The sequence below is a fragment of the Microbulbifer yueqingensis genome (assembly GCF_900100355.1).
Taxonomy (GTDB): Bacteria; Pseudomonadota; Gammaproteobacteria; order Pseudomonadales; family Cellvibrionaceae; genus Microbulbifer; species Microbulbifer yueqingensis.
Map to the genome: position 1 here is coordinate 213,696 of NZ_FNFH01000005.1, position 24,813 is coordinate 238,508.

At 63.3% G+C, this 24,813-nt stretch carries 17 protein-coding genes and 2 tRNA genes; 4 read left to right on the plus strand and 15 right to left on the minus strand.

Features of this window, described 5'->3' with window-relative positions:
* The first annotated feature begins 293 nt into the window (after positions 1–293).
* On the plus strand, positions 294–1,001 hold the full coding sequence (locus tag BLT26_RS12930) for a 2OG-Fe(II) oxygenase (protein WP_091515004.1): 708 nt from the start codon (positions 294–296) through the stop codon (positions 999–1,001).
* A 217-nt stretch (positions 1,002–1,218) separates the two neighbouring features.
* On the opposite strand, the gene BLT26_RS12935 is transcribed toward BLT26_RS12930, so the two are convergent.
* From BLT26_RS12935 to rnr, 6 genes are all read right to left on the minus strand, one after another.
* Entirely contained in the window at positions 1,219–2,523 is a 1,305-nt protein-coding gene (locus BLT26_RS12935) for a tetratricopeptide repeat protein (RefSeq protein WP_175453114.1), read from the minus strand.
* An 83-nt stretch (positions 2,524–2,606) separates the two neighbouring features.
* A complete protein-coding gene (locus BLT26_RS12940; RefSeq protein ID WP_091515011.1) occupies positions 2,607–3,173 on the minus strand; it encodes a hypothetical protein in 567 nt (188 codons plus the stop codon).
* A gap of 32 nt (positions 3,174–3,205) precedes the next feature.
* Positions 3,206–3,832 carry a hypothetical protein gene (locus BLT26_RS12945; protein WP_139169548.1) on the minus strand — a complete coding sequence of 209 codons (627 nt, stop codon included), beginning with the start codon at positions 3,830–3,832 and terminating at the stop codon, positions 3,206–3,208.
* A 37-nt stretch (positions 3,833–3,869) separates the two neighbouring features.
* Entirely contained in the window at positions 3,870–4,442 is a 573-nt protein-coding gene (locus tag BLT26_RS12950) for an RNA polymerase sigma factor (protein ID WP_091515018.1), read from the minus strand.
* Between the two features lie 296 nt (positions 4,443–4,738).
* Positions 4,739–5,494: a 23S rRNA (guanosine(2251)-2'-O)-methyltransferase RlmB gene (gene rlmB / locus BLT26_RS12955; RefSeq protein WP_091515022.1), complete on the minus strand. Its 756-nt coding sequence runs from the start codon at positions 5,492–5,494 to the stop codon at positions 4,739–4,741.
* Between the two features lie 48 nt (positions 5,495–5,542).
* Complete coding sequence (rnr, locus tag BLT26_RS12960) at positions 5,543–8,263, minus strand: ribonuclease R (RefSeq protein WP_245720704.1); 2,721 nt, start codon at positions 8,261–8,263, stop codon at positions 5,543–5,545.
* Between the two features lie 258 nt (positions 8,264–8,521).
* Here rnr and BLT26_RS12965 point away from each other — a divergent pair.
* Both BLT26_RS12965 and BLT26_RS12970 read left to right on the plus strand, forming a co-directional pair.
* A tRNA-Leu gene (locus BLT26_RS12965) sits at positions 8,522–8,608 on the plus strand.
* 196 nt (positions 8,609–8,804) lie between these two features.
* A tRNA-Leu gene (locus BLT26_RS12970) sits at positions 8,805–8,891 on the plus strand.
* 78 nt (positions 8,892–8,969) lie between these two features.
* Here BLT26_RS12970 and ppc read toward each other — a convergent pair.
* The 5 genes from ppc to BLT26_RS12995 all read right to left on the minus strand — a co-directional run bounded on the left by ppc (position 8,970) and on the right by BLT26_RS12995 (position 18,730).
* Positions 8,970–11,633: a phosphoenolpyruvate carboxylase gene (gene ppc / locus BLT26_RS12975; RefSeq protein ID WP_091515266.1), complete on the minus strand. Its 2,664-nt coding sequence runs from the start codon at positions 11,631–11,633 to the stop codon at positions 8,970–8,972.
* Positions 11,634–12,087: 454 nt separating this feature from the next.
* On the minus strand, positions 12,088–16,368 hold the full coding sequence (locus tag BLT26_RS12980; protein WP_139169550.1) for a hypothetical protein: 4,281 nt from the start codon (positions 16,366–16,368) through the stop codon (positions 12,088–12,090).
* Positions 16,369–16,677: 309 nt separating this feature from the next.
* Complete coding sequence (locus BLT26_RS12985; protein WP_091515033.1) at positions 16,678–17,106, minus strand: YqaA family protein; 429 nt, start codon at positions 17,104–17,106, stop codon at positions 16,678–16,680.
* Positions 17,103–17,771 carry a gamma-glutamyl-gamma-aminobutyrate hydrolase family protein gene (locus tag BLT26_RS12990; RefSeq protein ID WP_091515036.1) on the minus strand — a complete coding sequence of 223 codons (669 nt, stop codon included), beginning with the start codon at positions 17,769–17,771 and terminating at the stop codon, positions 17,103–17,105. Before BLT26_RS12990 ends, BLT26_RS12985 begins: the two co-directional genes overlap by 4 nt.
* Positions 17,744–18,730, minus strand: coding sequence for an amidoligase family protein (locus tag BLT26_RS12995; protein WP_245720705.1), 987 nt, complete (start codon positions 18,728–18,730; stop codon positions 17,744–17,746). The genes BLT26_RS12990 and BLT26_RS12995 overlap by 28 nt, the downstream gene beginning before the upstream one ends.
* A 152-nt stretch (positions 18,731–18,882) precedes the next feature.
* Between BLT26_RS12995 and BLT26_RS13000 the strand changes: the two genes are divergently transcribed.
* Positions 18,883–19,899: a succinylglutamate desuccinylase/aspartoacylase family protein gene (locus tag BLT26_RS13000; protein WP_091515039.1), complete on the plus strand. Its 1,017-nt coding sequence runs from the start codon at positions 18,883–18,885 to the stop codon at positions 19,897–19,899.
* A gap of 58 nt (positions 19,900–19,957) precedes the next feature.
* On the opposite strand, the gene BLT26_RS13005 is transcribed toward BLT26_RS13000, so the two are convergent.
* From BLT26_RS13005 to BLT26_RS13020, 4 genes are all read right to left on the minus strand, one after another.
* Positions 19,958–21,184 (minus strand): lytic murein transglycosylase, encoded by a 1,227-nt coding sequence (locus tag BLT26_RS13005; RefSeq protein ID WP_091515041.1) that lies wholly within the window; start codon positions 21,182–21,184, stop codon positions 19,958–19,960.
* A 132-nt stretch (positions 21,185–21,316) separates the two neighbouring features.
* Positions 21,317–21,982, minus strand: a complete 666-nt coding sequence (gene trhA / locus BLT26_RS13010; RefSeq protein ID WP_091515042.1) for a PAQR family membrane homeostasis protein TrhA — start codon at positions 21,980–21,982, stop codon at positions 21,317–21,319.
* Positions 21,983–22,221: 239 nt separating this feature from the next.
* Entirely contained in the window at positions 22,222–23,544 is a 1,323-nt protein-coding gene (locus tag BLT26_RS13015; RefSeq protein ID WP_091515045.1) for an adenylosuccinate synthase, read from the minus strand.
* A gap of 76 nt (positions 23,545–23,620) precedes the next feature.
* Positions 23,621–24,805 carry an ATP phosphoribosyltransferase regulatory subunit gene (locus BLT26_RS13020; RefSeq protein WP_091515049.1) on the minus strand — a complete coding sequence of 395 codons (1,185 nt, stop codon included), beginning with the start codon at positions 24,803–24,805 and terminating at the stop codon, positions 23,621–23,623.
* Positions 24,806–24,813: the final 8 nt, after the last annotated feature.

The window sequence follows — 24,813 nt, forward strand, 5'->3', positions numbered from 1 at the left end:
TCCCACCGAGGGATCATTCTTCTTCAGACGCGCCCCGGCTGTAAATTCGGCGGATACCTGGCAGCCCCACGCGAAACCCTGTTTTGCATTTAACGGAAATCCGGGAACAGCTGCATGGCGAAACACTAACAAGTGAAATTTTCTACCGGCATCGCCGTGAGTTTGATCGGTCACCAACCGGTGGACTTTTCTTCGCCCGCAGCGCGTGCCACTATTCAACCAGCACACCATCAGTCCTCTGAAGGTGAGAGCCGACTCTCCGGCAAAAAATATAAGACAGCGGAACATTCACCATGGACTCACTGGTAGTACAGTTTGGGGAGGCGATGTCGCCGGAGATGTGTGATCTCCTGGTCAGGCGTTTCCGTGAGGCACCGGAAAAGCAGCCAGGCCGGATCGGCTCCGGTATCGACAGGAGCAAGAAGAACAGTTCCGACCTGTTTATCTCCGGCCTGGAAAGCTGGCGCGAGGAATGCAGTGTCGTGAACCAGCTGGTGTTGCGGGCACTGATGGGATACTGCCGGCGCTACCCGCACATACTCACCGGTGCCCTGTCCCCGACCATTTATGATGAAAACCTGCAGGCCCCACGTAACCTGACCAGCGAGGATATCGGCAGGCTGACAGATGAGCAGCTGCAGATGCTGGTCACCGGAATCTTCCGCCTGGACGGCATCAACTTCCAGCACTATGAGAAATCGTCCGGCGGCTTTCGGCACTGGCATTCGGAGCACTACCCGCACCCCACAGACCCGGAACAGAAGTCGCTCCACCGGGTGCTTTTCTGGCTGCTGTACCTGAACGATGTGGAGGAAGGCGGTGAAACGGAATTCCAGTACCAGGGCATCAGCCTGAAACCGCGCACGGGCAGCCTGGTGCTGTCTCCCTGCGGTTTCACCCACACGCACCGGGGCAATGTGCCGCTTTCAGGTGATAAATACGTGCTCACATCCTGGGTCATGTATCGGCCAGCCGCCGAACTCTATGGCCAGCCCGGCTGAACCGCGGGTGCGCCATCTCCTAAAATTTCTTGTGTTTTGCCACGCTACCCTTTTTGGGCACGCAAGCCAGAAAAATTAAAAGAGGCGGCTCCGGTTTATAGACTAAGGGAGAGGTCTAACCGGAAAAACCGGAGCCGCCCGAAGCGTTGCTGCCGCGCACAGTCTCACTGCACCTGTGCCGCGCCAGATTGCATTCACAGCCATTCCTGCCCGGCCATCAGAAGATATAACTCACCCCAAAGCTGATCTCAGATTTATCGAAGGTATAGAGCTCCCTGTTTTCCTGGTTATCGATATTCACCACCTTCCCATCCAGACTGAAACGTGGAGTGAAGCGGAATTTCGTCGACAGCCATGACTTGATGCGATCCGATTCACGCTGGTAGCGCAACACGCTGCCATCCTCGGCGGTCACCAGATTGGTGCCGGCATACACACTCTGGCGAAATTCAACCCCGGTAGCGACAGTCCAGCGACTCGCCGGGGCCCATTCCACCTCTGTACCCACGGAGTGGCGGGCCGGGGAATAGCTGTAATAGTCACTCGCCTGCCGGACCAGGTCGGCGCGATCGTTGTTGTCGTATAGATAGAAGGCCAGCAGTTCTCCGCCGAGCGCTGGCTGGCGCCACTTCACACCGAAACGCTGGCGCCACCCGTCCAGGTAGCTGTACTCGTCACCGCCAACGTAATAAGCGGGTATATAGGAGAGCGACAATAAACCGGGCCCCAGTGTGCGCTTGAGCCGGCCGAGCAACTGCAGCTGCCGGGTGACCTCTTCGCCCCCTAAAGAAATGAATTCCGTGGCTGCACCCAGTTCGGTGTTCCAGCCGCGCCAGCGGTCGTCCCGCACCAGCCCCGCGCTCACGCTGGCCAGGTTGAGGCTGTCCAGCTCGCTGTAGCGCCGGGTGAAGCCGTAACCGTATATCCGCCAGCCGTCGGCCGGGGTGCCTCGCAGCCGGTACTGCCCCCAGGCGAACGCCTCGCTGAAGCTGTCATCACCGGTGTCGACGTCCTCCAGGAGATCGTTTTGCAGGGCATAGGCATTGTCGTCATAGCCGGCCGAAAGGCTCACCAGGCCCAGCCCCCTCTTCGCATGCCTCCCGGCATCGGCCACAGCCAGCGCGCGCAGGCGTTTACCGGCCAGCTTGCGCAGCTTTTCCGAGTCGGCACTTGCTGTGACCTGCCTGTAATGCCGCGCTGCCTGTAAATCACTTCCCTGTCGCTCTGCGGCCAGGGCGAGGTTATAGCGGGCCAGGTCCCGCCATTCCGGCTGGCTGAGAAGCGGGTAGAAATACTCACTCGCCTCGCGATAGCGGCCCAGCTTGACCAGCGTGACCCCCAGGTTGTACTTGAGGCGGGAACTATTGTTACCGGCGCTGTGCGCCTGCTCGAATAATTGCAGCGCCCGCTTATAGTCTCCGCTGCGAAAGGCCTCGATACCGCCAGCGAATTCCCCGGCGAACAGCACCTGCGGTACCGCCAGTCCTGCCACCAGTGCCAGCCACTTCAGGTTTCTCTTCACTTCTGCTACCCCTGTAATTCCCTTTGATGAACATCCTCGAGAACCGACTGCGGCGCCGGCTACCGGGCCGGCGCCGGTCAGCTTCAGCCATCAGGGGTTTCGCTGGCGCTATTGCGCGCGTCCTCGATTATTGAACCGATGTCGGAAGGCATCTGCTCGCGGATATCGGCGGGGAGGCTGTTGAGGATATCCTGCATCATCTGCTCGATGATCCCCTCCACCTCGGCGCCGGTAAGGCCGTTCTTTACCGCTTCCTCAATCGCTTCCCGGGTGGCCTCCGCTGCAAGCTGGGCATCGGCGGCGGCCGCGTTGGCCGACTCGATATTGCTGGCGGTCATGTCGCGACTGCGTGCGAGTGCTTCGGCGACAATCGCCTCGGTCTCGCCACTGTGAGAGCTGTGCTGCCCCCCTTTCTGGCGCGCCGCCTCGACCGCAGCCATCACCGCCGCCAGTTGCTGTTCGGCCATTTCCCGCAGTTCGGGTGGCAGCTCGATGCTGTTCAACAGGTCCTGAGCATCCTGTGTGTCCTCCACGACCGACAGGGTGATATCCAGGTCTTGCTGGCTTTCCGTGTCCTGCGCCATCGCGACGGGCAGGGCCAGGTATGAACCGGCAGCCAGCCCCAGTACCAATAGTTTTTTCCGCATCATCTTCCTTTACCTCTATGGAGGGTTACGCACATTCAGGTTGTAGTGATGGTTTCGACGCTGTCGTTCCCGGGCGCCGATGGCAGGGGGAGCCGCAGGGCCTTGCGCGCTCCACCGTGCTCCACCTCGAGCAGGATCGTCCCTTCGGCATCAGCCGGCACCAGGAGTGGCAGCGACAGCCGGTTTCCCCCGGCCGGGATATCGGCCTGCCATTCAAGCACCCGGCGAGCCCGGTAGCCCTGCAGTATCGCGTTCGCGGGCAGCCGCAGCCGGATGGTGGCACCCAGCAGCTGGCGGGGGCTGTCCAGCTGGATATGGATGGGCCTGGGTACAAGCCCGGGAGATTGTTCGTCAGCAAGCAGCTCCCCTGCAGGCCTGCCCCACTGGGTCAGTACCGATACCGCAAACGAAAGCCCCAGCAGCAGTATTGCCGCCGCTGCCAGCGGCCAGCGTAGCGGCCGGAAGCCGGGCGCCACCCGCGCCTGCAGCGCCCCAGCCAGCATCCGTGCCTCGAACCCGTCTCCGGGCGCGGGTACCGGCATGCCTCTCAAGGCTTGCAACAGTTCGACATCAGCCTCCAATTCGCTGCAGGCGGAACAACGGTGCCCGCCCGGGTGCAGGGGGTGCTCGAACGCTGCCTGTTCACTCTGTGTATTTCTCATGGTTTGCTGTCGGGCCATCGCCAATCTCAGTTACCCCCTAACACGCCTCCGAGACCCGGAGAGTTCCTTTGCCGAGGGATTTTTTCAGCCGCTGGTGCGCGCGACTCAGGCGGGACTTGGCAGTGCCGACAGGGATCGAAAGTATTTCCGCCACTTCGATGGCGGTATAACCTTCTACGTCGTGCAACAGCACGATATCGCGCCACTCGTCAGGTAGTTGCGCGAGTGCACGCTCGAGCGCGCGCTGCATTTCCACCCGGCGGTAGTCCTCGCTGCCAGCATCGGCGAGTCGCGGGCCGCGCGCTTCATTCAGCTGTAACTCGCAATCCAGGTCCACCGGCGAGGCGCGACGTCGCCGATAGAGGTCGACGTAGCGGCGGAACAGGACTTTCACCAGCCAGGGGCCCAGCCGCTCCACTTTCTCCAGCTCCGCCACACGGGGTAACAGCCGCACCAATACGTCCTGGACCAGGTCTTCCGCCTCGTGGCGGTTCCTGCTCCATCGGTACGCCATGCGGTACATACTGCGCAGGTGGGGACAGACAAGGGATACGAACCGGTCGTCGTGCGACCGGCGCCTGTTGAAGGCGCGCGTCAGCCAGGTATTCAAACCACTACTCCCGCTTGGCTGGAACTGGATTGCCGGCCCGGCTTTGCATTCCGCGCCAGGAGGGCGGGTTGCTACAGGACGGCTTGTCGGTGTTACACGAGAGGGCGGGAAAAAGGGTTCCGTAAATTCCTGCCCGAAAAAAATCTAGCAGGAGCGAAAGGGAGGCAGGCGAAGCCCGCTCAAGAGGGGCGGTGATTTGCGTCCGCGGAGCGGGCATGGCTCACACCACAGGCTTTACAGGCGGGAAGCGGCGGCAGGCAGAAAAGCAACCGGCCCGGGAGGGATGGGCGAGAAGGTCAACCGGCGCGCTGTCGCACCGCCTCGAACAGGCACACGCCGGTAGCCACGGAAACATTGAGGCTGCTCACCTCCCCCGCCATCGGAATGCGGACCAGGTGATCACAGTGCTCCCGGGTCAGGCGGCGCAAACCGGGACCTTCGGCTCCCATGGCCAGCGCGACGGCGCCGGTCAGGCTGGCAGCATAAATGTCCTGACCTGCTTCACCGGCGGCCCCATAGATCCAGACGCCCGCCTGCTGCAGTTGCTGCATGGTGCGCGCCAGGTTGGTGACGGTAATGAACGGCAGCACCTCGGCGGCGCCGCATGCCACCTTGCGCGCGGTCGGTGTCAGGCCCGCGGACTTGTCCTTGGGCGCGATAACCGCGTGCACACCGGCCGCCTCTGCCGAGCGCAGGCAGGCTCCCAGGTTATGGGGATCGGTCACGCCGTCGAGGATCAGCAGGAAGGGTGCCTCGCCAACCTGCTCCAGTTCCTGCAGCAGCTGCTGCAGGAAGCGCTCGTCGTAAATGCGGGGCCTGCCGGCGCAGATGGCCACCGCCCCCTGGTGGTTGCCCTCGTCGCCTACCCTGTCGTCGAGGGTGCGGCGGTCGACAAAACGAATGGCGATATCATTCTGCTCCGCCTGGCGGATCAGTTTCTGTATTTTCTGGTCCCGGCGCCCGCGCAATAACAGCAGCTCCTGCACCTGCTGTGGGGAGCTCTTGAGGAGAGCCTGCACCGCGTGCAGGCCATAGACGATCTCTGTGGTCATACTCTGTAAAATTCTGTCAGTGATTCGGCTGGCGGTTGTTGCTGCCCGCTACTTTTTCTTTTTGCCGCGGGTGGCAGCCTTTTTCTTGCCGGGCTTTTTCCGGCCCTTGCCGTTCGGGGCCTTGGCTGCCTTCTGCGCAGCCTTGCGCGCAGCCACGGCGGGCCGCTTGCCACCCTTGCGCGGCGGCGTACGCCTGGGCCCGCGCCGGCGGCGCGGCTCCTGCCCTTCTTCAGCGCCCTCCGGAACAGCTTCCGTGTCCGGCGACGGAGGCGAAGCTGGCACCGGCTCGGCCTCGGCAGAGCCTACCTTGCGCTTGCGGAATGGCGTGGCACCGGGCTCTGTCTCAGGCCGGGATTTCCACGGACTTCCGACCGGCTTGCTTTTTTTCGCCGCAGCCTTGCCGCGCCGCTCGCGCTGCTGCTGGTGTTCTACCGCCATTTCCATGGCGCGCGGGCTGACGTGGGTGTTCTCCTCTTTCTTGCGCGGCCGCTTGCGCTGCGGGCGCGGCAGTAATTCCTCGAGGACGAAATCCACCTTGCGCTCTTCCAGGTCCACCCGCGCCACCTGCACCCGCACGGCGTCGCCGAGGTGATAACGCACACCGCTCCGCTCGCCTACCAGGCGCTGGTGGGCCTGCTCGAAATGGTAGTAGTCCTTGGGCAGCGCGGTAACGTGGATTAACCCCTCCACATAAAGCTCGTCGAGTTCCACAAACAGGCCGAAGCCGGTAACGGCACTGATCACGCCGGGATAGGTTTCGCCAACATGGTCCTGCAGGTACTCACACTTGAGCCAGCTGACCACATCGCGGGTGGCATCGTCGGCGCGGCGCTCGGTCATGGAGCAGTGCTCACCGAGCTGTACCATGGCCGGCATGTCGTAGGGGATAATATGTTCGCGCGGAATGGCCTCGGCGCCGGGAACCGAGTGCACCTTCTTGGCCACCGGACGCTCGTTGGCGCTGCCGTTCCTGACCAGCCAGCGCAGTGCGCGGTGCAGCAGCAGGTCCGGGTAGCGCCGGATGGGCGAGGTGAAGTGGGCATAGGCCTCGTAATCAAGGCCGAAGTGGCCGCGGTTCTCGGGCTGGTAGACCGCCTGGTTCATCGAGCGCAATACCATCATCTGGATAATGTGTTCGTCGGCGCGGCCCTCCACCTGCTCCATGAGCACTTGGAAATCCATCGGCTGCGGCTCGGTCCCACCCGGCAGGCGCAGTCCCAGCTCGCCCAGGTACTCGCGCAGGTTGCTGAGTTTCTCCTCCTTGGGTGCATCGTGGACCCGGTACAGGGCCGGCACCTCGGACAGCTCCATCAGCTGCGCCGCGCAGACGTTGGCGGCGAGCATGCATTCCTCGATCAGCTTGTGGGCGTCATTGCGCTGTACCGGCACTATGCGCTCGATCTTGCGCTGCTGGTCAAACAGGATGCGCGTCTCGGTGGTCTCGAAGTCGATCGCCCCACGGCGGTCGCGGGCGCCACGCAGGGCCCGGTAGAGGTCGTGCAGGTTGTCCAGGTGCGGGGTCAGCGCGGCGAGCTGCTTGCGCAGTCCGCTGTCGCGGCTATCGCGCTCCTCGATCACCTGCCCCACCTGGGTGTAGGTCAGGCGCGCATGGCTGCGCATCACGCCCTCGAAAAACCGGTAGTCGCGGATCTGTCCCTGGCGATCGATCTGCATTTCGCAGACCATGCACAGTCGGTCCACGTGGGGATTGAGCGAGCAGAGGCCGTTGGAGAGCTTCTCCGGCAACATGGGCACGACAAAGTCCGGGAAGTACACCGAGTTGCCGCGACTGTGGGCCTCCTCGTCGAGCGCGCTGCCGGGGCGCACATAGTGGGAGACATCGGCGATGGCCACCAGCAGCTTCCAGCTGTCGTCGGGCAGCACCTCGCAGAAGACGGCGTCGTCGAAGTCGCGCGCATCCTCACCGTCAATGGTGACCAGCGGCAGCTGGCGCAGGTCGACGCGCGCCTTCTTGTCCTCCTCTCTCACCTCGTCGTGGATGGCGGTCACTTCCTCCTCGACCGCGGCGGGCCAGGTATGCGGGATACCGTAATTGCGGATGGCGACATCGATCTCCATCCCCGGCGCCAGGTGATCGCCGAGCACCTCCGCCACTTCGCCCTGGGGCAGGCTGTCGCGGCTCGGCTGGGTGACGATATTCACCACCACGTACTGGCCGTGCTCCGCATCGGCGGTCTTGTCCGCCGCTACCATGATGTCCTGGTTGATACGCGGGTTGTCCGGGCGCACGAAGCAGATGCCGTTCTCGCGGAAGATCCGCCCGGCGAGCTCACGGGTATTGTGCTTGAGCACCCGCACCACCGCTGCCTCGCGCTTGCCACGAAAGCCACCGGGGGTCTCGCGCACCAGCACCTCGTCGCCGTCGAACACCTTGCGCATCTGGCGGTGGGACAGGAAGAGGTCGTCGCCGCCGTCGCGCGGTGACACGAAGCCGAAGCCGTCGCGGTGGCCGATCACGCGCCCGCGCACCAGGTGCATCTTGTCCAGCACCCCGAAGTCGCCGGCACGGTTGCTGGCAATCTGGCCGTCGCGGGACATGGCGATCAGGCGCCGGCGCACACCCTCGCGGCGATCCTCATCCTGGATCTCCAGCAGGTCGGCCACCTGTTCCCAGGACACCGGCTCGTGCTGCCGCTCCAGCAGCTCCAGCAGGTATTCGCGGCTGGGGACCGGCTTCTCGTACCGCTCCGCCTCGCGCTCTGCGTGGGGATCGGCGTTGGTATGGTCAGTTGGTCTATCTTGCGTCAAAACATCATCCATTGTCTGAAGAACCGCGGTTCATGCGCGGCCGCCGGGGTCATCCGGCTGTGACTGCAGGCGGCGGGGATCGGTGAATGTGGCCGGGAACCGGCCGGTCTGTGGTGCCGCTCAATGCTCGCAGTATAAGCGATTTCGAACCGATTCCCGACCACCCGGGGAAAAGTTGAAATTAACGCAACCAGACCGTTGACACCCCCCCGCCAAATCTCTATAGTTCGCGGCCTCAACGGATCACCCCGTTGAATTGCCCAGGTGGCGGAATTGGTAGACGCGCTAGCTTCAGGTGCTAGTGTCCTTACGGACGTGGAGGTTCAAGTCCTCTCCTGGGCACCAATTTCAGAAGGCCGACTCGCGAGAGTCGGCCTTTTTTCGTTTCAGCCCCGGTTCGGACTTGAGTCCCTCGCGAGCAGCCGTCCCTGGAGCCACGACCAGCCCGAACGACAAAGTACCCGGCCGGTCACATCCACCAATTGACACGCCCGGGAAATTCTTTATATTGCGCACCCTCGACGGCAGCTGCCGTCGGCATGCCCAGGTGGCGGAATTGGTAGACGCGCTAGCTTCAGGTGCTAGTGACCTTACGGTCGTGGAAGTTCAAGTCTTCTCCTGGGCACCATATCTGCAAAAGGCCGACTCCCCGGAGTCGGCCTTTTTTATTTCCGCGGTTCCCGCCGCACCGGATGGCTCACCGGCATCAGCCGGTATTGCGCATCCCCGCGGCGATACCCGCAATGGTCACCATCAGCGCGCTTTCCAGCACCGGGTCGGTTTCCCGGTCGCGCAGGCGCGCCATCAGTTCTGCCTGCAGCAGGTGCAGCGGATCCGTATAGGGATCGCGCACGCGGATGGACCAGCGCATTACCGGGTTGTTGTCCAGCAGGCTGTCCCGGCCGGTGAGGCGGTGCAGGGCGTCGACGGTGCGCGCCAGCCGCTGGCGCAGGACCTCGCCCAGGCGGAGCAACTCCTGCTCGCCGGTGAGTCGCTCTTCGTACCAGGAAGCGACCCGGGTGTCGGCCTTGGCCAGCACCATCTCCAGCATATCCACCGCGCCCTGGAAGAAGGGCCACTCCTCGCTCATGGCATGCAGGGTGGCGGTGTCCTCGCTGTTCTCCAGCGCGCGCTCGAGTGCCGCACCCGTGCCTAGCCAGGCGGGCAGCATCAGCCGGATCTGTGTCCAGGCAAACACCCAGGGGATTGCCCGCAGGGTCTCTACCCCGCCTCCCGGCTTGCGCCGCGCCGGGCGGCTGCCCAGCGCCAGGCGGCTGAGCTCGGTCTCCGGCGTGACCGTGCGCAGGTAACCCACAAGGGCCGGATCGTCACGCACCACCTCGCGGTAGCTGTTTACCGACACCTCGGTGAGCCGGTCCATTGCCGCGCGCCACTCGGCGCGCGGCTCTGCCGGCGGCATCAGTGTGGCTTCCAGGGTGGCCGCCACATACTGCTCCAGGTTGTAGGCCGCCACCGACGGCCGGCCGTACTTGAAGCGGATCATCTCCCCCTGCTCCGTGACGCGAATGCGCCCCGCCACCGAACCCGGCGGTTGCGACAGCAACGCCATGCGGGTGGGCGAACCGCCGCGGGAAATGGAACCGCCGCGGCCGTGGAAGAGTGTCAACGGGATACCGTGCTCGCGGAAAATGCCGGTGAGCCGCTCCTGCGCGCGGAACTGGGCCCAGGCCGCACCCAGGAAGCCGGCATCCTTGGCGGAATCCGAGTAGCCGATCATGATTTCCTGCCCCCCTGCCACGCGCTGGCGGTAGGAGGGGATTTCCAGCAGCGTGTGCATGATATCGCCGGCATTGTTGAGGTCATCGAGGGTCTCGAATAACGGCACAACACGCATGGGCTCCCGCACCCCGGCAATCTTCTGCAGCAGCATGACCGCCAGCACATCCGATGACGCCCGGGCCATGGAGATCACGTAGGCGCCAAGCCCCTCCGGCCCCTGCTCGGCAATCACCCCACAGGTTTCCAGCACCTGGCGGACGTCGTCATCGCAAAACTCGCTCTGGTAAAAGGCGTCGTCAACCAGCGGCCGGCGATTCTCCAGCTCGGCAAGCAGGAAGCGCTGCCGGGTTGGCTCATCCCAGTGCGCATAACTACCCAGGCCAAGGTAACGTGTGATGGCATCCAGGGCATCGCTGTGGCGGGTGGATTCCTGGCGGATATCCAGGCGCAACAGGGTGATGCCGAAACAGTTGAGGCGGCGCAGGGTATCCTTCAGCTGGCCATCGGCAATGGCCGCCAACCCCACTGCGCGCAGGGAGCGGTCGATCAGCGCCAGCTCCCCGGACAACTGTGCCCCGCTGGTATAGCCCTCCCCCGCCGGCTCCGGGTTGCCGTTGACCCGCGCCTCCAGTTGCGCGCGGGTGATCCTCAGGCGGTCGCGCACCTGGCGCAGCAACAGCCGGTAAGGCTCGTGACTCGGGCCGGTGCGGGCGAGCAATTCATCACTGGCCCGGTGCATGGACAGGTCGGCCAGCAGGTTCTCCACGTCGCGCAGGTACAGGTCCGCGGCCATCCAACGGGCCAACAGCAGCACGTTGCGGGTAACGGCGGCGGTGACATTCGGGTTGCCGTCGCGGTCACCGCCCATCCAGGAAGCGAAGCGCACCGGCACCCAGTCGGCGGGCAGTGGCTCAAGGCCCGCACGCGCCAGCTCCGCCTCGACCTTGCGCATGCTGTCGGGCACCGCCCGCCACAGGGACTGCTCGATGGTGGCGAAGCCCCACTTGGCCTCGTCCACCGGCGTGGGCCGCTCGCGGCGGATCTCGTCGGTGCTCCACGCCGACAGGATCTGCTCGCGCAGGTGGCGGCGCAGGTCCTCCACCTCTTCCCCCGTGAGGTCCGGCCGGTCCAGCCCGGCGAGCAGGTCGGCAATCTGGTCGTACTTGCGGATCAGGGTGCGGCGCGTGACCTCGGTGGGGTGCGCGGTGAGCACCAGCTCTACCGATAGCTCATCCAGCACCGCGCGGATCCTGTCCTGGTCCACACCCGCCCTTTTCAGCTTCGCCAGTACCTGGCGCAGGCCCTGGTCCGTGTCCGGGTCGCCGGGAAAACGCTGGTGGTGGCGGTGCAGGCGCTCGCGGTGACGCTGTTCGGCGATATTCGCCAGGTTCAGGAACTGGCTGAATGCACGCGCTACCTCCAGCAGGGTTTCATCATCGAGGGGGTCCAGCAGTTCGCGCAACCGGCCCACCTGCATTTCCCCCTGGCCACGGCTCTCCACCGCCGCCTGGCGGATGGTTTCCACAGTTTCGAACAGTGGCTCACCGGCCTGTTCCCGCAGAACCGATCCGAGCTCCTCGCCCAGCAGGCGGACGTCTTCTCGCAACGGGGCATTCTGGTCCTGATTCACGAACATCGTCTCCCTGGCAGAAAGTGAGGCGGTATGTTCGCATATTTCCGCCTGTTCGTTGCCGGCTTGCGCGACAAGCCGGACCACTGGCGGCATGAGTGGCGCAACAAGCCCCCAGAATAAAAAGGGCCGACGCAATAACGTCGGCCCTGGCAGCGCGCCGCGCGGAGACGGCGTGCTTTTTACCCGGTATCTCTCCAGGCGCTACCTGCCCTCCTTGCCGGCAAACTGCACTTCGCCCTGGAGCCTTTCGGAGTGGCTCGGTTCGGAAGCAGGCAGTTACTGTTGGCCAGCCGACTGGGGTAGGGTCGCCAATAATCGGGGCCGTCCCCGATTGCTCGACAAAGCCACTCCAAGGAATCGCATTCCGCCCGCTAAAACTTCTTACGAAATTGCCAGAAAAAATCATGGTCAACCCTTGCTGAGATAGTCCTGACCGAAGCGTCAATGGTTGCTAGCGCAGGTTCTCATGAATCATCCGCGCGCTGCCGACCAGGCTGCCAATACTCCCCATCAATCCCATCACTGTGGCCACAATCAGGTAAATAGAGTTCCCCGAGCTGATGGCGATTGCCCCAACCAGCAGCAGGATCACCAGCGTTACCGGCAACCGGTAAGTGAGCCAGGCGCCCTGCTGGCCGCTCTCCAGTAATTGGCGCATGGATTCCTGGTCCTCGGCGTTCAGGACAAAGTAGGCAAAGCTGTTGTTCACGATCCGCACGCGGGCCTTTTCGATGCGCACCAGACCCTGTATCGCCAGCTGTTCCAGCACCTGGGTGTTAGCGGGGTTGATGCGCTTGCCGCGCGCAAGGTAATACAGGGCCAGTTTCTCCTCACTTGAGCAGACCTCCCACTGATAACGGAAACGGGCGCCGGCCTTTAGCAGGATACACAGAATCGAGGCCCACTCCGGGCCGGTCTTGTGTCGGTCCAGCAGGGTGCGCCAGCCCTGTCGCTGGCGACCGCTTGCCCCGCGCGCGCGCTCGGCAAGTTCAGGGATCAGGTAGCGCAGCAACCGGCCGCCCCGACACTCCTCAATCACAAAACCGGGATCCGCGCGTTCTACCAGCGCCTGCGGCAGGTCAACGGTAAAGTCCATCAGCAACTCTGCCCAGGCAGCCCGCTCCTGCGCATCGGGCCAGCTGCGCCCGGGCTCCGGTGGATGGGCGTTGAGCAACAAGGTCTCGAAGCACTGGCTCTCAAGACACAGGCGTAGCTCCGACAGGCGCCCCGACAGCTGCATGGACTTTAGTTGCCGGACCAGCTGCAGCAACCGCGCGCGTCCCGCTGGCGCAGCGAGGCAGGTCTCGATATTTTCCAGGCAGATCGCTGGCGCCTTGCCGGCGACCGGCATCCCGCCCCGGGAACCCATCGCATCGAGCCGGACACGCACCTCGGGAAACAGCTCGCCGTCCTCACCAGTGGTACGCAGCGCCGGGCAGTGGGCCAGCAGCAGGTCCAGTACCGGCGAGGCGGGACCATTGTCCTGGCCAGCCTGCTGCACCAGCATATCCAGACCGATACCCGAGGCCCCGTCGTCGCACAAATCTACCACCAGTCCGGCTGCCGGCCGTACGCCGCGCAGGCGGCCGCCCGGCCCTGACAGCTGCTTCAGGTGCACAAGGAATTCCGGCGTACCAAACATCCTGGGAGTAATAACACGTCGGTAGAACATCAGCCACAGACGGCAAATCACCAGGAACACCAGCACCTGCACGACAACATACAACACAATGTGCCCGGCCAAAGATAATCCGCCCTCGCCAGCAGGGCTGGCATCGGGGAGTTCTGGCTGCCCACCGCCAGTGCTGTCGGGTTTTCCAACACCGTCGCACGGGTCCGGCGCGCGGTCTGTCCGCCAGCGGCCGTCATCTGTCCATCCGAGCACATAGCGTCGAATCCAGCTCGCCACCCCGGTGGTCGCAGTAAGCTGGCCAAAGGTGCCGATTTCTGCCGGCAGCCGGTGCCGCTGGTTCGAAGGCTTGCCGTCGCGGGTGCAGGCCAGCGCGGTCCGCCAGCGCGGGCTGATCGGCAACAGGTCGAGAGGATCGGCAGCAAATCGCTTGATCGTATTGGGATAACGGGTCAGCGCGATCGTTTCCAGTTCGGCCAGCTCCTGGTTGAGTCGCGCCGGGTAGAGTTTGTTGGAAAAGTACCAGTGCATCGCGGAGACCGGTGTGTTGCCCACGCGCTGCAGCTGGCCAATTATCGCCAGGCCAAACAGGAAGTACAGCGTCAGCAGGACCAGCAGCCCGCGGTCCGGTTCCAGCCCTGCCTTACCACCGGAGACGCGCCGCATATGGAAATAGCGACAGCACCCCCAGGCCAGCACCAGCAACAGTGCAATCACGGGCGCCCATACCGGTGCCGTCGCTGCTATAGCGACTTCGCCGAGTTCCAGCTGTATCACCGAGCCCATGCGGAAGCCCAGATAGATACTCGCAATCAGGATTGAGGTGAACAACAGTGTATTGTGGCGGGTGATTGCCAGCGGAATACCCAGCTGCGTCTTGAGACCGGGAAAAATCGCGGGCACCGTGTATAACAGTGCTGTCACCAGTAGCAGCGAAAGCCCCATGCCCGCCGTCATCGACAGGAAAAAATTCGTCATCAGGCTGTCGGTGCCATCGTCGGGAATAAACGCCACGGCCACCCACTGGTTCAGCGGCAGTTCCCCGGCAATAAAATCGCCCGAGGTGCCGCGGTAAAACCCGGGTACCGACCGGTTGCGATACAGGCCCGAGCGAATCACCTGGCCGATTGCCACCGTGCCCTGCCCTGAGTGAAAGAGGTTCTCCACCATGGTCCGTCGGTGATCCATATGAAACAGGACATCGCCAGTGGAGCGATCCACCACCATCAATACCAGGTCCTGCAATTTTTCCGGCTCGTGCCACTCACTGAGCGTCATGGACGGCAACAGGATATCGGAACCGAGGATATAGTCACCGGGCGGCCAGGCGGCAGTCTGCGACTCTTCTGTAACTAACGGCATGCCGAGCGTGGTGCCGCGCGTTCCGCTACCGAGGTTCAACAGGCGCTGGATATAAAAATTGCGGACGCTGCGGGTGTCTCCTTCGTCAGTGCCGCGCTCCGGGTCGGCGCAACTGGTCCAGCATCCACTGACCGGCGCAGGCCCCCTACCGCGCGCGAAAACCCCGTGCCAGCCTGTGCCCGCGCGCACTTCGCGAAAATAATCCCTGTGGCCAAGTGCATAGCTTATGGGTTTTTTGTTGCTCTCGATAAACTGGAAGGTCGGCAGCACCCGGTCTCCGTCCTGGTTCATCAGGAAGACGTTGATCAACTTGGGGCCGCGCTGCGCAGCCATCTGGCTGCTTTCAAACCTCTCGCCCACCTTGCCTGGCGTGATGAGTCGCGCACCGCAACCGAACAGGTATACCTGGGAAAACGGCAGCAGCCCCTCATGACGTTCGGAGAGACTGCGTGCAACTGCCATCTCCTCAGGGCTCAGGGCCCATTCATTTTCGACTTCCTCGGGTCGTTGGCGGCCACTCCCGTCTTCCATGGTCACCGCTTCGACCTGGCGGCAATTCACATTCCCCCCGGGCAGCACCAGTAACCCGGGATCCCGCAGCTCATCCTCCGCCGTGTGCCCGCTTTCGCTATTCGCGCTTGCATCTGCGTGCACCCCGGATGACAGCAGCCGCACGTAATAGGCGTGGAAGGCCTCCAGGTCGCGGAACAGCCAGTAGAGTTCGCTCTCCAGCTGAGCGGAGGTGTCCTGCAACAATGCCCTCGCATTGGCCTGCTTGCGGGAAACCTCGGCGGCGCGCTCGGCCCAGGCGAGCCACAGGGCCACCACCATTATGAAAACAACAAATGTACCGGCAAACGTGACGCTGTAAAAAAATGTGCCCAGCGGTTCGTTGCGGGACATCATCACCAGCCGGGCGACGGTCCAGCAGGAAGCCAGGAACATCACCGAGAGCAGCAGCAGGCTGAGGTTCCAGCGCTTGTCTTCCTTTAGGTCCAGCAGCCGGTCCGGCAACACGCCGATCAGGTACAGGTGCTCTAGTGGCGCGAACGCCTCTCCATTCTCCCCTTTGCTCCCGGGAAGCACTAAATCGACGCCCGAGCGCAGCCGGTATGGCTGGATATATACGCGCGACGCGCCGGAGCTCAGCACCATATCCACGTAATAGCTGTGCCCCGGTAACTCTTTCGTTTCGTCGATTTCCGAGCCTTCATTCTTCGAAACCAATCCCAGCCAGCTCTCCCCACCCTGCGCCTGGATTTCACGACTGATCGCACGGGTATCGATGATCGACAGGCCAGAGGCCCCGCCGGAGCTCCCGAGAACCCTGCCACTGGCATCGGCAAGCAGGTAGAGAACGAAGTCGCTGCCTGGATCGGGCAGAAGATCACTGATGGAAACCTTGTAAGCCTTGCCGGAACCGAGACAGCCGATGATGCGACTCCCCTTCAGGGTAAAGACGGAATCGTGCTCCATCTCCTTCTCCTTCTCCGGTCGTACCGCCGCGCGGACTCCGGGGCAATCCGCTTCAACGGCGGGTTTAAGCGTCGGGAAAATAGCAATCCTGGTGACTTTGCTCTCGCCCCACCAGTGTACGTTGTAGAGTTGCTGCAGGCGTGTATCCAGCTCCGCAGCGACTTCCTGAAGGGTGCGGAAGTAGGAGGTATTGGTGAAGACTTCCTGCTGTTCCTGGTAACGGAAGTAAAAGTAGAGCGATGCCAGCGACGCCAGTGCCAGCATTATCAGCCAGCCGCGTACCCGCCGCTTACTGCCGGCCCCCCCGTTTTTCTCGTTTTGCCTGTCCGCCGCCATGTTTCCAGCCCGACAAGAGAGGGTACCCCCGGACCCGGCGTCGGTCGGGGCAGGCCCTCAGGTACATTGACAGAATAGTTGGTATGCAGTCCCAGCCTAGTTCAGCGCCCCGGGCCACGCTAGCGCCGGCCGCGCATGGGAAGCTGCAATACAGGAAGTCACAATGGTGAGCATCGCCCTGTCCCGGCGAAGAGAGGGGAAGTGAAAACAAAGTTTTCGGCCAAAATCTTTGCGACGTTACCAGGCCGACAATCCCTGGAGGTAAACCACCGACAGGTACCGCAATCCCTTGCCGATACCCACCAGCAGCACAAACAACCACAGCCGCACACGCATGATCCCGGCAATCAGGGTGAGGGCATCGCCGCCAATTGGCATCCACGCCAGCAACAGGGTCCAGAAGCCATAGCGCTGGAACCACTCCTGGGCACGGGCAATCTGTTTGTGGGAAAAGTAGAACCAGCGCCGGTCCTGGAAGTGCAGCAGGTAACGCCCCAGGAACCAGTTCACCACTGCACCGAGCGTGTTACCCAGCGTTGCCACCGCTACCAGGAGAGCAGGATCACCTCCTTCCCGCAGCAGCGCGAACAATATCACCTCAGAGTAAAACGGCAGGATGGTTGCGGCCAGGAATGCCGAGGAGAAGAGGATCAGGTATTCGATCATGCCCGGCCCGCCCGTACCAGCCAGCGGAATAACGCGAGATGCGAGGGCAGGTACAGCAGGTATTCGGGATGCCACTGCACGCCCACCACCTGCTGGTCGTTGGTACCCTCAACCGCCTGCACGAAGTCATCGAGGTCGCGCCCCACTACCCGCAGGCCGTTGCCGAGCCGGTTGATGGCCTGGTGATGGAGGCTATTGACGCGCAGCTTGCTCTTGCCGGTCAGCTCTCCGAGCAGCGTGCCGGACTCGACGAAAACCTGCTTGGTGGGCAAGAGTCCCGGGCGGTTGTAGGTCTTGCGTCGCAACGGCCCGATATCCATGTGCAGGTCGCCACCCAGCACCACATTGATCAGTTGCGCGCCACGACAGATTCCCAGCAGCGGCAGGCCCTCGCGCAGTGCTCGCTCGATCCAGCGAATCTCCAGCAGGTCGCGCTCCGGGTCAGCCTTGACCTTTTCTCGCAGGTCGCCGTGATAGTGCTCTGGACTGATGTCGTCACCGCCGCCGATTACCAGTGCATCCAGCGGCTTACCCGAGGGTTTGTGATGCACACTGATACGCTCGGGCGTCGCACCGACGAGTCGCAGGGCCAGCGCCGTGCTCCACCACCCCGGAGACCAGCGCCTGGCGGTTCCGGTTACACCAATTCGCGGTCGCGCAGCCATTCCGATACAAATCCTGTCCAACGAAAACGGTTGATACCCAGCAGGCCATCGGCCTGTTCCAGAAACGCGTCGCCCAACTGCTCCAGCTCGGCCGGCTGATTGGCCAGGCGCTCGACCACGCACCAGATGTTCCAGCTCAAGGCAAGCGACCAGCCGGCCTTCTCTATCTGGCAGTTGGGCAGCCGGTAATGGAAGGCCGGCCGTGGCTTGATGCGCGGGTCGTCGATAGCCCGCCGTACCCGCTCTTCGTCGATATGGGCGAGCAGTGGCAGCAGGTCCAGGGCCCGGTTGCGCGAGGCGTTGTGCTCCAGGTAATCACTGAACAACTGGTCCATGGTGGGCTCGACCCTCGCCAGCAGTTGCCGGATATAGGCCTCCGGGAACAGGTCGATGTAGGGGCTTATACGCCGGGCGGGATCCACCTCATGGGCCTCCAGTAGCCACCACTGCAATAGCGCAAAGGCGCGCAGGTAGGCAGCCAGTGTAGGCGCGTTGAGCCGTGGGATTTCGGCATTGATATGTACACCGTAGGCGGCGATCAGGCTTTCCTCGGTTCCGGTGGCACCGGCGTCGCGCAGCGCTTCCACCAACGGGTGGAGTTCCTCGAGCCGATCGAGGGGCACCGGTGGGCACACCACTTCGAGAGGCACCACCAGGGCGGCGGTGCGACTTAGCAGCTCCAGCCAACGGTCGTCCCCGCCCTCACCTCCTGCATCGGCAGCAGTGCGCTTGAGGAAATCCCAGTCGACCTCGATATTGAAGCGGCCCAGGTCAGCATCCAACGTCAGCTCGGCCACGGATTCTGGCTTCAGCTCACCCCCGGCGGCCGACTGCACGGCTTGTCCGGCCTGTTCCAGGGTGACGCCGGAAAACTCCAGCTCAAAACCCACCCGCCGCACCTCACCGCTCTCAGCGGTGGTTTGCGGCGGCATCTCGAATCGTGTCATCTCATCCGGCATTGCTGCTGTTCCTTATTAGTTGCGGCACGCGCGGCTCCCGCTTTTTTGCGTTACACCGACCAAGTTAACATTTCAGGGTGCAATGACATAACCGCACATGGCACCCGCCTTTGCGGCTACAATGCCCAATCACCCCTCAGCGACGGATCGTCATGGCAGAAGAGTTTACGATAGGGGGCGTCAGCGTTGCCCCCGGAGAGACACGACGTATCGAGCTTCCCGTGGTGCGACTCTACACCGGCACCGATATGGCCATTCCCGTGTACGTCAAACGCGGCAAAAAGTCAGGACCCACCATGTTCGTCTGCGCCGCCATCCACGGTGACGAACTCAACGGGATAGAGATCGTCAGCAGGCTGATCAATAGCCGCTCGCTGAAGTCCCTGCGGGGCACGCTGATTGCGGTACCGGTGGTCAATGTCTACGGAGTGCTGGAACAGTCGCGTTACCTGCCGGACCGGCGCGACCTCAACCGCTCCTTCCCCGGCTCGGCCAAGGGGTCGCTCGCAGCGCGCATGGCGCACGTGGTCCTCGATGAGATTGTGTCAAAGTGCGATTACGGCATTGACCTGCATACCGGCGCGCTGCATCGCAGCAACCTGCCGCAGATCCGTGCCAATCTCGACGACCAGCCGACCCGTGATATGGCCAGGGCCTTCGGGGTACCGGTACTGCTGAATTCCACCCTTCGCGACGGTTCGCTACGCCAGGCTGCAGCCGACCTGGGCGTGCGCATACTGCTATACGAGGCCGGCGAGGCACTGCGCTTTGATGAATTTTCCGTGCGCGTCGGCTACAAGGGCATCATCAATGTGATGCGCCACCTGCAGATGCTGCCGCAGGTCAAGAAGAAGGGAAATATCGAGCCGTTTATTGCCCGGCGCAGCGGCTGGCTGCGCGCCACCGACAGCGGTATCGTCAATCACCGCAAGCGACTCGGTGACCACGTACTCGAAGGGGAGACCCTGGCGACCATTTCAGACCTCTATGGCGAGGAGCTCGATCGGGTGACCTGCAACGCGGACGGCATTATCATCGGCCGCCAGAACATCCCGCTGGTGCAGGAGGGCGAGGCCATGTTCCATATCGCGTATTTTCACGAACCGCATGAGGTGGCAGAGAACCTGGGGCTGCTGCAGGACAGCCTGCTGCCGGGCGAGAACTTCTGAGGCGGCGCCAATAAAGAATGCCGGGCGAACCCCGGCATTCTTAAGCACATTTCGTTGTTCATTGCCGCTTGCGCAGCTCCTGCAGCACTTCCTTGCTGGGATAGCCCTCGGCTTCCACCCCGATCTCCTTCTGGAACTGCTGGATCGCCCTGCGGGTTCCGGAACCCGCCTTGCCATCTATCTCGCCCTCGTAGAAGCCGCGCGCCTTGAGCAGTTGCTGCAATTCCTCCACCTCTGAGGTATCGAGGGGCGTAAACGGCCGCGGCCATTCCTGCACCAGGCCCTTGCCACCGCCGATCTGGTCGGCCAGCAGGCCCACGGCGGTGGCATAGCGATCGGAGTTGTTGTAACGCTTGATGACAAAGAAGTTCTTCAACATCAGGAATGCGGGGCCCTCGCGCCCGGCGGGCAATTTCAGCTCGGCGATATCGCCCGGGCGGGGAAATGACTTGCCCTTGACGCGCTTTACGCCCAGCTTTTCCCACTCCCGCAGTGACAGTTTGCCGGCCGGCAACTTACGCTCGGGGATGGTTACCTCGTAACCCCAGGTCTGGCCCTGGCGCCAGCCGTTTTTGGAGAGCAGGCTGGCAGCGGTGGCGAGGGCATCCGGCACCGAGTTCCAGATATCACGCCGTCCGTCACCGTCGATGTCCACGGCGTACGCCTGGTAGCTGGTGGGAATAAACTGGGTATGCCCCATGGCGCCGGCCCAGGAGCCCTCCAGGTGGTCCTTGTCGATGTCGCCGCTCTGCAGGATTTGCAGCGCCGCCAGCAACTGCTGGCGCCCGAACTTGCTGCGCTTGGGATCCGCGTACGCGAGGGTAGCCAGAGAGCGCACTACATTGCGGATCACCTTGTCGTTGTCGAGAATGGCTCCGAAGCTCGATTCGATGGACCAGATCGCCAACAGGACGTTCGGGTTGACCCCGAAACGTCGCTCGATCTTGTCCAGCCAGGGCGCCAGCTCCTCCTTCTTGGCGCGGCCCGTGCGGATAGCCCGCTTGGTCACGCGGTTGTCGAAGTACTGCCATACCGGCGCCTTGAATTCCGGCTGGTAGCTGGCCTTGTCGAGCACCCACTGGTCCGGGGAATCGATGCCCTTGAAGGCGCGATCGAAGACTTCCGGCGAGATGCCCTCCTTCAACGCAGTCTGGCGGAACTCCTTGATCCACTGCTGGAAGCCCTTGTCGGAGACCTCGGCAGCCGCCAACGGCAGGGAGAACAACAGGCAGAGAGACAGCGCGAGGCGGGAAAAGCCCCGGTGCAGGGCGGGCAGACTGGACATGTAAACTCCTTCGGCAGTCAGGTGCTCGCCATAGGGTAGAGCGAGGCACGGCAAACCGAAAGGCGAATCGACGATACCGTGACAGCGATCAAGGCGGGCCTGTCCACTCGCCCGGGTCGTGCCCGCCTAGCGTCATGGAATAACGTAGATCAGTACCGCGAAGAAATGCAGTATGCCGCCGGCCAGCACGAACAGGTGCCAGATGGCATGGTGAAAGCGCAGGCTGCGCCACAGGTAAAAGATGATGCCCCCGGTATAGCAGAGCCCGCCGAGCAACAGCAGCCACAGTCCGCCCGGAGCCAGGTTGTCCATCAGCGGCTTGGCCGCCACCACCACTACCCAGCCCATCAGCGCGCTGAGGGTGATCGACAGCGCGCGGATCTTCTTCAGCGGGGTGAACTGGATCACCAGGCCCGCCAGGGCGAGTCCCCAGATAATCCCGAACAGCCACCAGCCCCAGGAGCCCAGCCCGGTACTGGCCTCGCGCAGGGACACCAGGGTAAAAGGCGTGTAGCTGCCAGCGATCAGCAGGAAGATGGAGCTGTGGTCGATGGTGCGCAGCACTTCCTTGGCGGGGGGATGGGTAATGCTGTGGTACAGAGTCGAGGCGCCGAAACAGAGGATCAGGGTGGCCGCGTAGATGCTGGAGCTCACGATATGCCAGACATCGCCGTTCAGTGTTGCAAAGGCACACAGGACGCCGAGACCGGCGATGGCCAGCAGAGCGCCGACTCCGTGTGTCACGCTGCTGGCGATTTCCTCGGCCAGGCTGTAACGGTTGGCAAGACTCTCAGACATACATTCTCCCCGGTTGTGTGACGATGCCAGTCTGCGGCAAAAATGTGACCAGTTGTTTAAATCCAGTCCAATCATCGACATGTGCGACCGCTAACGCAAGGGGTAAACGGGACTGGCTGTCCACGCTGGTTCGGGAGCAGAGGCTGCGCTGTGGGAAGGGAGGAGAGGGTCGCACCGGTACAGATTGGCGCGACCGGGACTGAAGCCCGGTCGCGCATCGCCGTCAGCGAGTGGCGAGATCAGGTACTGGCTTTGTGGATGCCCATCTCGCACAGGGCCGAGGACTCGCGCACGATGGTCTCGTTGCGATCGGGGCCGGTGGAAATGATATCGATGGGCGCGCCAACCAGCTCCTCGATGCGGGCGATGTAGGCGCGCGCGCTGTCCGGCAGGTCCGCTTCGCGACGCACACCGAAAGTGGTTTCGCTCCAGCCGGGCATGCTCTCGTAGACCGGCTCCACGCCTTCCCAGCCCGCGGCATCGAACGGCACCGGCACTTCCTCACCGGCACTGTTGCGGTAACCGGTACAGATCTTCACCTCTTCCAGCCCGTCGAGCACGTCCAGCTTGGTCAGGCACAGGCCGGAGATGCTGTTGATGCGGATGGCGTGGCGTACCGCCACGGCATCAAACCAGCCGGTACGGCGCTGGCGGCCGGTGGTGGCACCGAATTCGTGGCCCTTTTCACCCAGGTGACGGCCCACGTCACAGCCCAGCTCGGTCGGGAAGGGTCCGCTGCCCACGCGGGTGGTGTAGGCCTTGGTGATCCCCAGCACATAATCCAGGTAGAGCGGGCCGAAACCGGAGCCGGTGGCGGTGCCGCCAGCGGTGGTGTTGGACGAGGTCACGAACGGATAGGTGCCGTGATCGATATCCAGCAGGGAGCCCTGGGCACCCTCGAACAGGATGTGCTCGCCGCGTTCCCGCGCGCAGTGCAGCCAGTCGGCCACATCAGTGATCATCGGCACCAGCTGGTCGCGCCACTCCCGCGCCTCGGCCACCGTATCCTCGTAACTGACCGGATCCACCTTGTAGTACTGGGTGAGTGCGAAGTTGTGGTATTCCAGCAACTCTTTCAGTTGCTCACAGAAGCTGTCCCAGTTGCACAGGTCACCCAGGCGCAGGCCGCGACGGGCCACCTTGTCTTCGTACGCCGGGCCGATGCCGCGGCCGGTGGTGCCAATCGCCTTCTCGCCACGCGCCTTCTCGCGCGCCTGGTCCAGGGCAACGTGGACCGGCAGGATCAGTGGGCAGGCTGGCGACAGGCGCAGGCGCTCGCGCACCGGCACACTCTTCTCCTCGAGTTCGCCCATTTCCTTCAGCAGCGCTTCCGGCGAAAGCACCACACCGTTGCCGATCAGGCAGGTCACTGACGGGCGCAAGATGCCGGAGGGAATCAGGTGCAGCACGGTCTTCTCGCCGTCGATCACCAGGGTGTGGCCGGCGTTGTGGCCGCCCTGGAAGCGGACCACCAGCGATACTTTCTCGGTCAGCAGGTCGACGATTTTGCCCTTGCCCTCGTCGCCCCACTGGGTGCCCAGAACTACTACGTTTTTGCCCATGTGCGTAAATCTCTGCGTCAACGTTTCCCGCGGCAGCGGGCCATTGGCCGCTACCGCAAATTCAATAATCTTAGGTTCAGCCCCGCGGCTGCACCACCCAGTCACCATTGCGCTGGACCAGTTCACGGTCGCAGCGCTCCAGCACCTCGCGCTCGCTGCAGTCCGGCATGGCGGTAATCACCACCTCGCCCCGGCCACGCAGCTCGTTCACCACCTGCCAGAGTGACTCGCCGTCAGCAGCCGGAGCAAATATTGCGCCCGGCTCGGCGGCGGCCTCGCGACCGAGGGTATTGAGGGATACCAGGTCAGTACTGAACCCGGTCGCGGCCCGCTCGCGCCCGAAAACGGCGCCGATGCCGTTATAGCGGCCGCCATTGGCCAGGGCCTGGCCGTAGCCCGGGGTGTAGGCCGCGAATACCAGCCCGGTTTCGTAGTCGTACCCGCGCACTTCGCTCAGGTCAAAGAAGAGCTCCACGGCCGGGTAGCGCAGTGCCAGGGCGTCTGCCACCTGGCGCAGGTCGGCCAGCGCGTCGCGCAGCGCCAGCGGTGCGTCGGCAAAGAGTTCCTGCGCCCGCTCCAGGCAGTCATTGCCGCCGGCCAGCCCCGGCAGTGCGCAGAGCCAGCTGGCGGTGCGGGTCTCGCCCACATTGTCGGCGACCCAGCTCTGGATATCGGCGGAGGCCTTGCTCTGCAGGAGCCGGAACAGCTCGCCCTGCTGCTCCGCGTCCAGGCCGGCGGCCGCCGCCAGACTGCGGTAAATCGCCACGTGACCCAGGTCCAGGTGAATCTGCTCGACGCCTGCCAGCAGCAGGCTCTCGAGCATCAGGGAGATGACCTCGATATCGGCCTGCAGGCTGTCCACGCCGTAGAGTTCGGCACCGATCTGGATGGGTGCGCGGGACCCCAGGGCCGTGCGCGGCCGGGTGTGCAGCACCTGCCCGGCGTAGCACAGGCGATTGGCGCCGCTACGGGGAAAACTGTGCGCGTCGATACGCGCCGCCTGGGGCGTGATATCAGCGCGGATACCGAGTGTGCGGCCGGAGAGCTGGTCGGTGACCTTGAAGGTACTCAGGTCGATGTCGCGCCCCATGCCGATCAGCAGGGAATCGGTGAATTCCACCATCGGCGGGATGATCAGGTCATAGCCCCAATTGTGGTAGAGGTCGAGCAAGCGGCGGCGCAGAGTCTCGATCCGCTTGGCATCCGCGGGCAGGATTTCGGCGATGCCTTCGGGCAGCATCCAGCGGTCAGGTTGGGTCATGATGGCAA

Bases quoted from the DNA above. Each gene is read 5' to 3' on its own strand.
- BLT26_RS12945 (WP_139169548.1), bottom strand. From the start codon at position 3,832: ATGAGAAATACACAGAGTGAACAGGCAGCGTTCGAGCACCCCCTGCAC.
- BLT26_RS12940 (WP_091515011.1), bottom strand. From the start codon at position 3,173: ATGATGCGGAAAAAACTATTGGTACTGGGGCTGGCTGCCGGTTCATAC.
- trhA (WP_091515042.1), bottom strand. From the start codon at position 21,982: ATGTCTGAGAGTCTTGCCAACCGTTACAGCCTGGCCGAGGAAATCGCC.
- BLT26_RS12985 (WP_091515033.1), bottom strand. From the start codon at position 17,106: ATGATCGAATACCTGATCCTCTTCTCCTCGGCATTCCTGGCCGCAACC.
- BLT26_RS12980 (WP_139169550.1), bottom strand. From the start codon at position 16,368: ATGCTGGCACTGGCGTCGCTGGCATCGCTCTACTTTTACTTCCGTTAC.
- BLT26_RS13005 (WP_091515041.1), bottom strand. From the start codon at position 21,184: ATGTCCAGTCTGCCCGCCCTGCACCGGGGCTTTTCCCGCCTCGCGCTG.
- BLT26_RS12930 (WP_091515004.1), top strand. From the start codon at position 294: ATGGACTCACTGGTAGTACAGTTTGGGGAGGCGATGTCGCCGGAGATG.
- BLT26_RS13015 (WP_091515045.1), bottom strand. From the start codon at position 23,544: ATGGGCAAAAACGTAGTAGTTCTGGGCACCCAGTGGGGCGACGAGGGC.
- BLT26_RS12995 (WP_245720705.1), bottom strand. From the start codon at position 18,730: ATGCCGGATGAGATGACACGATTCGAGATGCCGCCGCAAACCACCGCT.
- BLT26_RS13020 (WP_091515049.1), bottom strand. From the start codon at position 24,805: ATGACCCAACCTGACCGCTGGATGCTGCCCGAAGGCATCGCCGAAATC.
- rlmB (WP_091515022.1), bottom strand. From the start codon at position 5,494: ATGACCACAGAGATCGTCTATGGCCTGCACGCGGTGCAGGCTCTCCTC.
- BLT26_RS12990 (WP_091515036.1), bottom strand. From the start codon at position 17,771: ATGGCTGCGCGACCGCGAATTGGTGTAACCGGAACCGCCAGGCGCTGG.
- BLT26_RS13000 (WP_091515039.1), top strand. From the start codon at position 18,883: ATGGCAGAAGAGTTTACGATAGGGGGCGTCAGCGTTGCCCCCGGAGAG.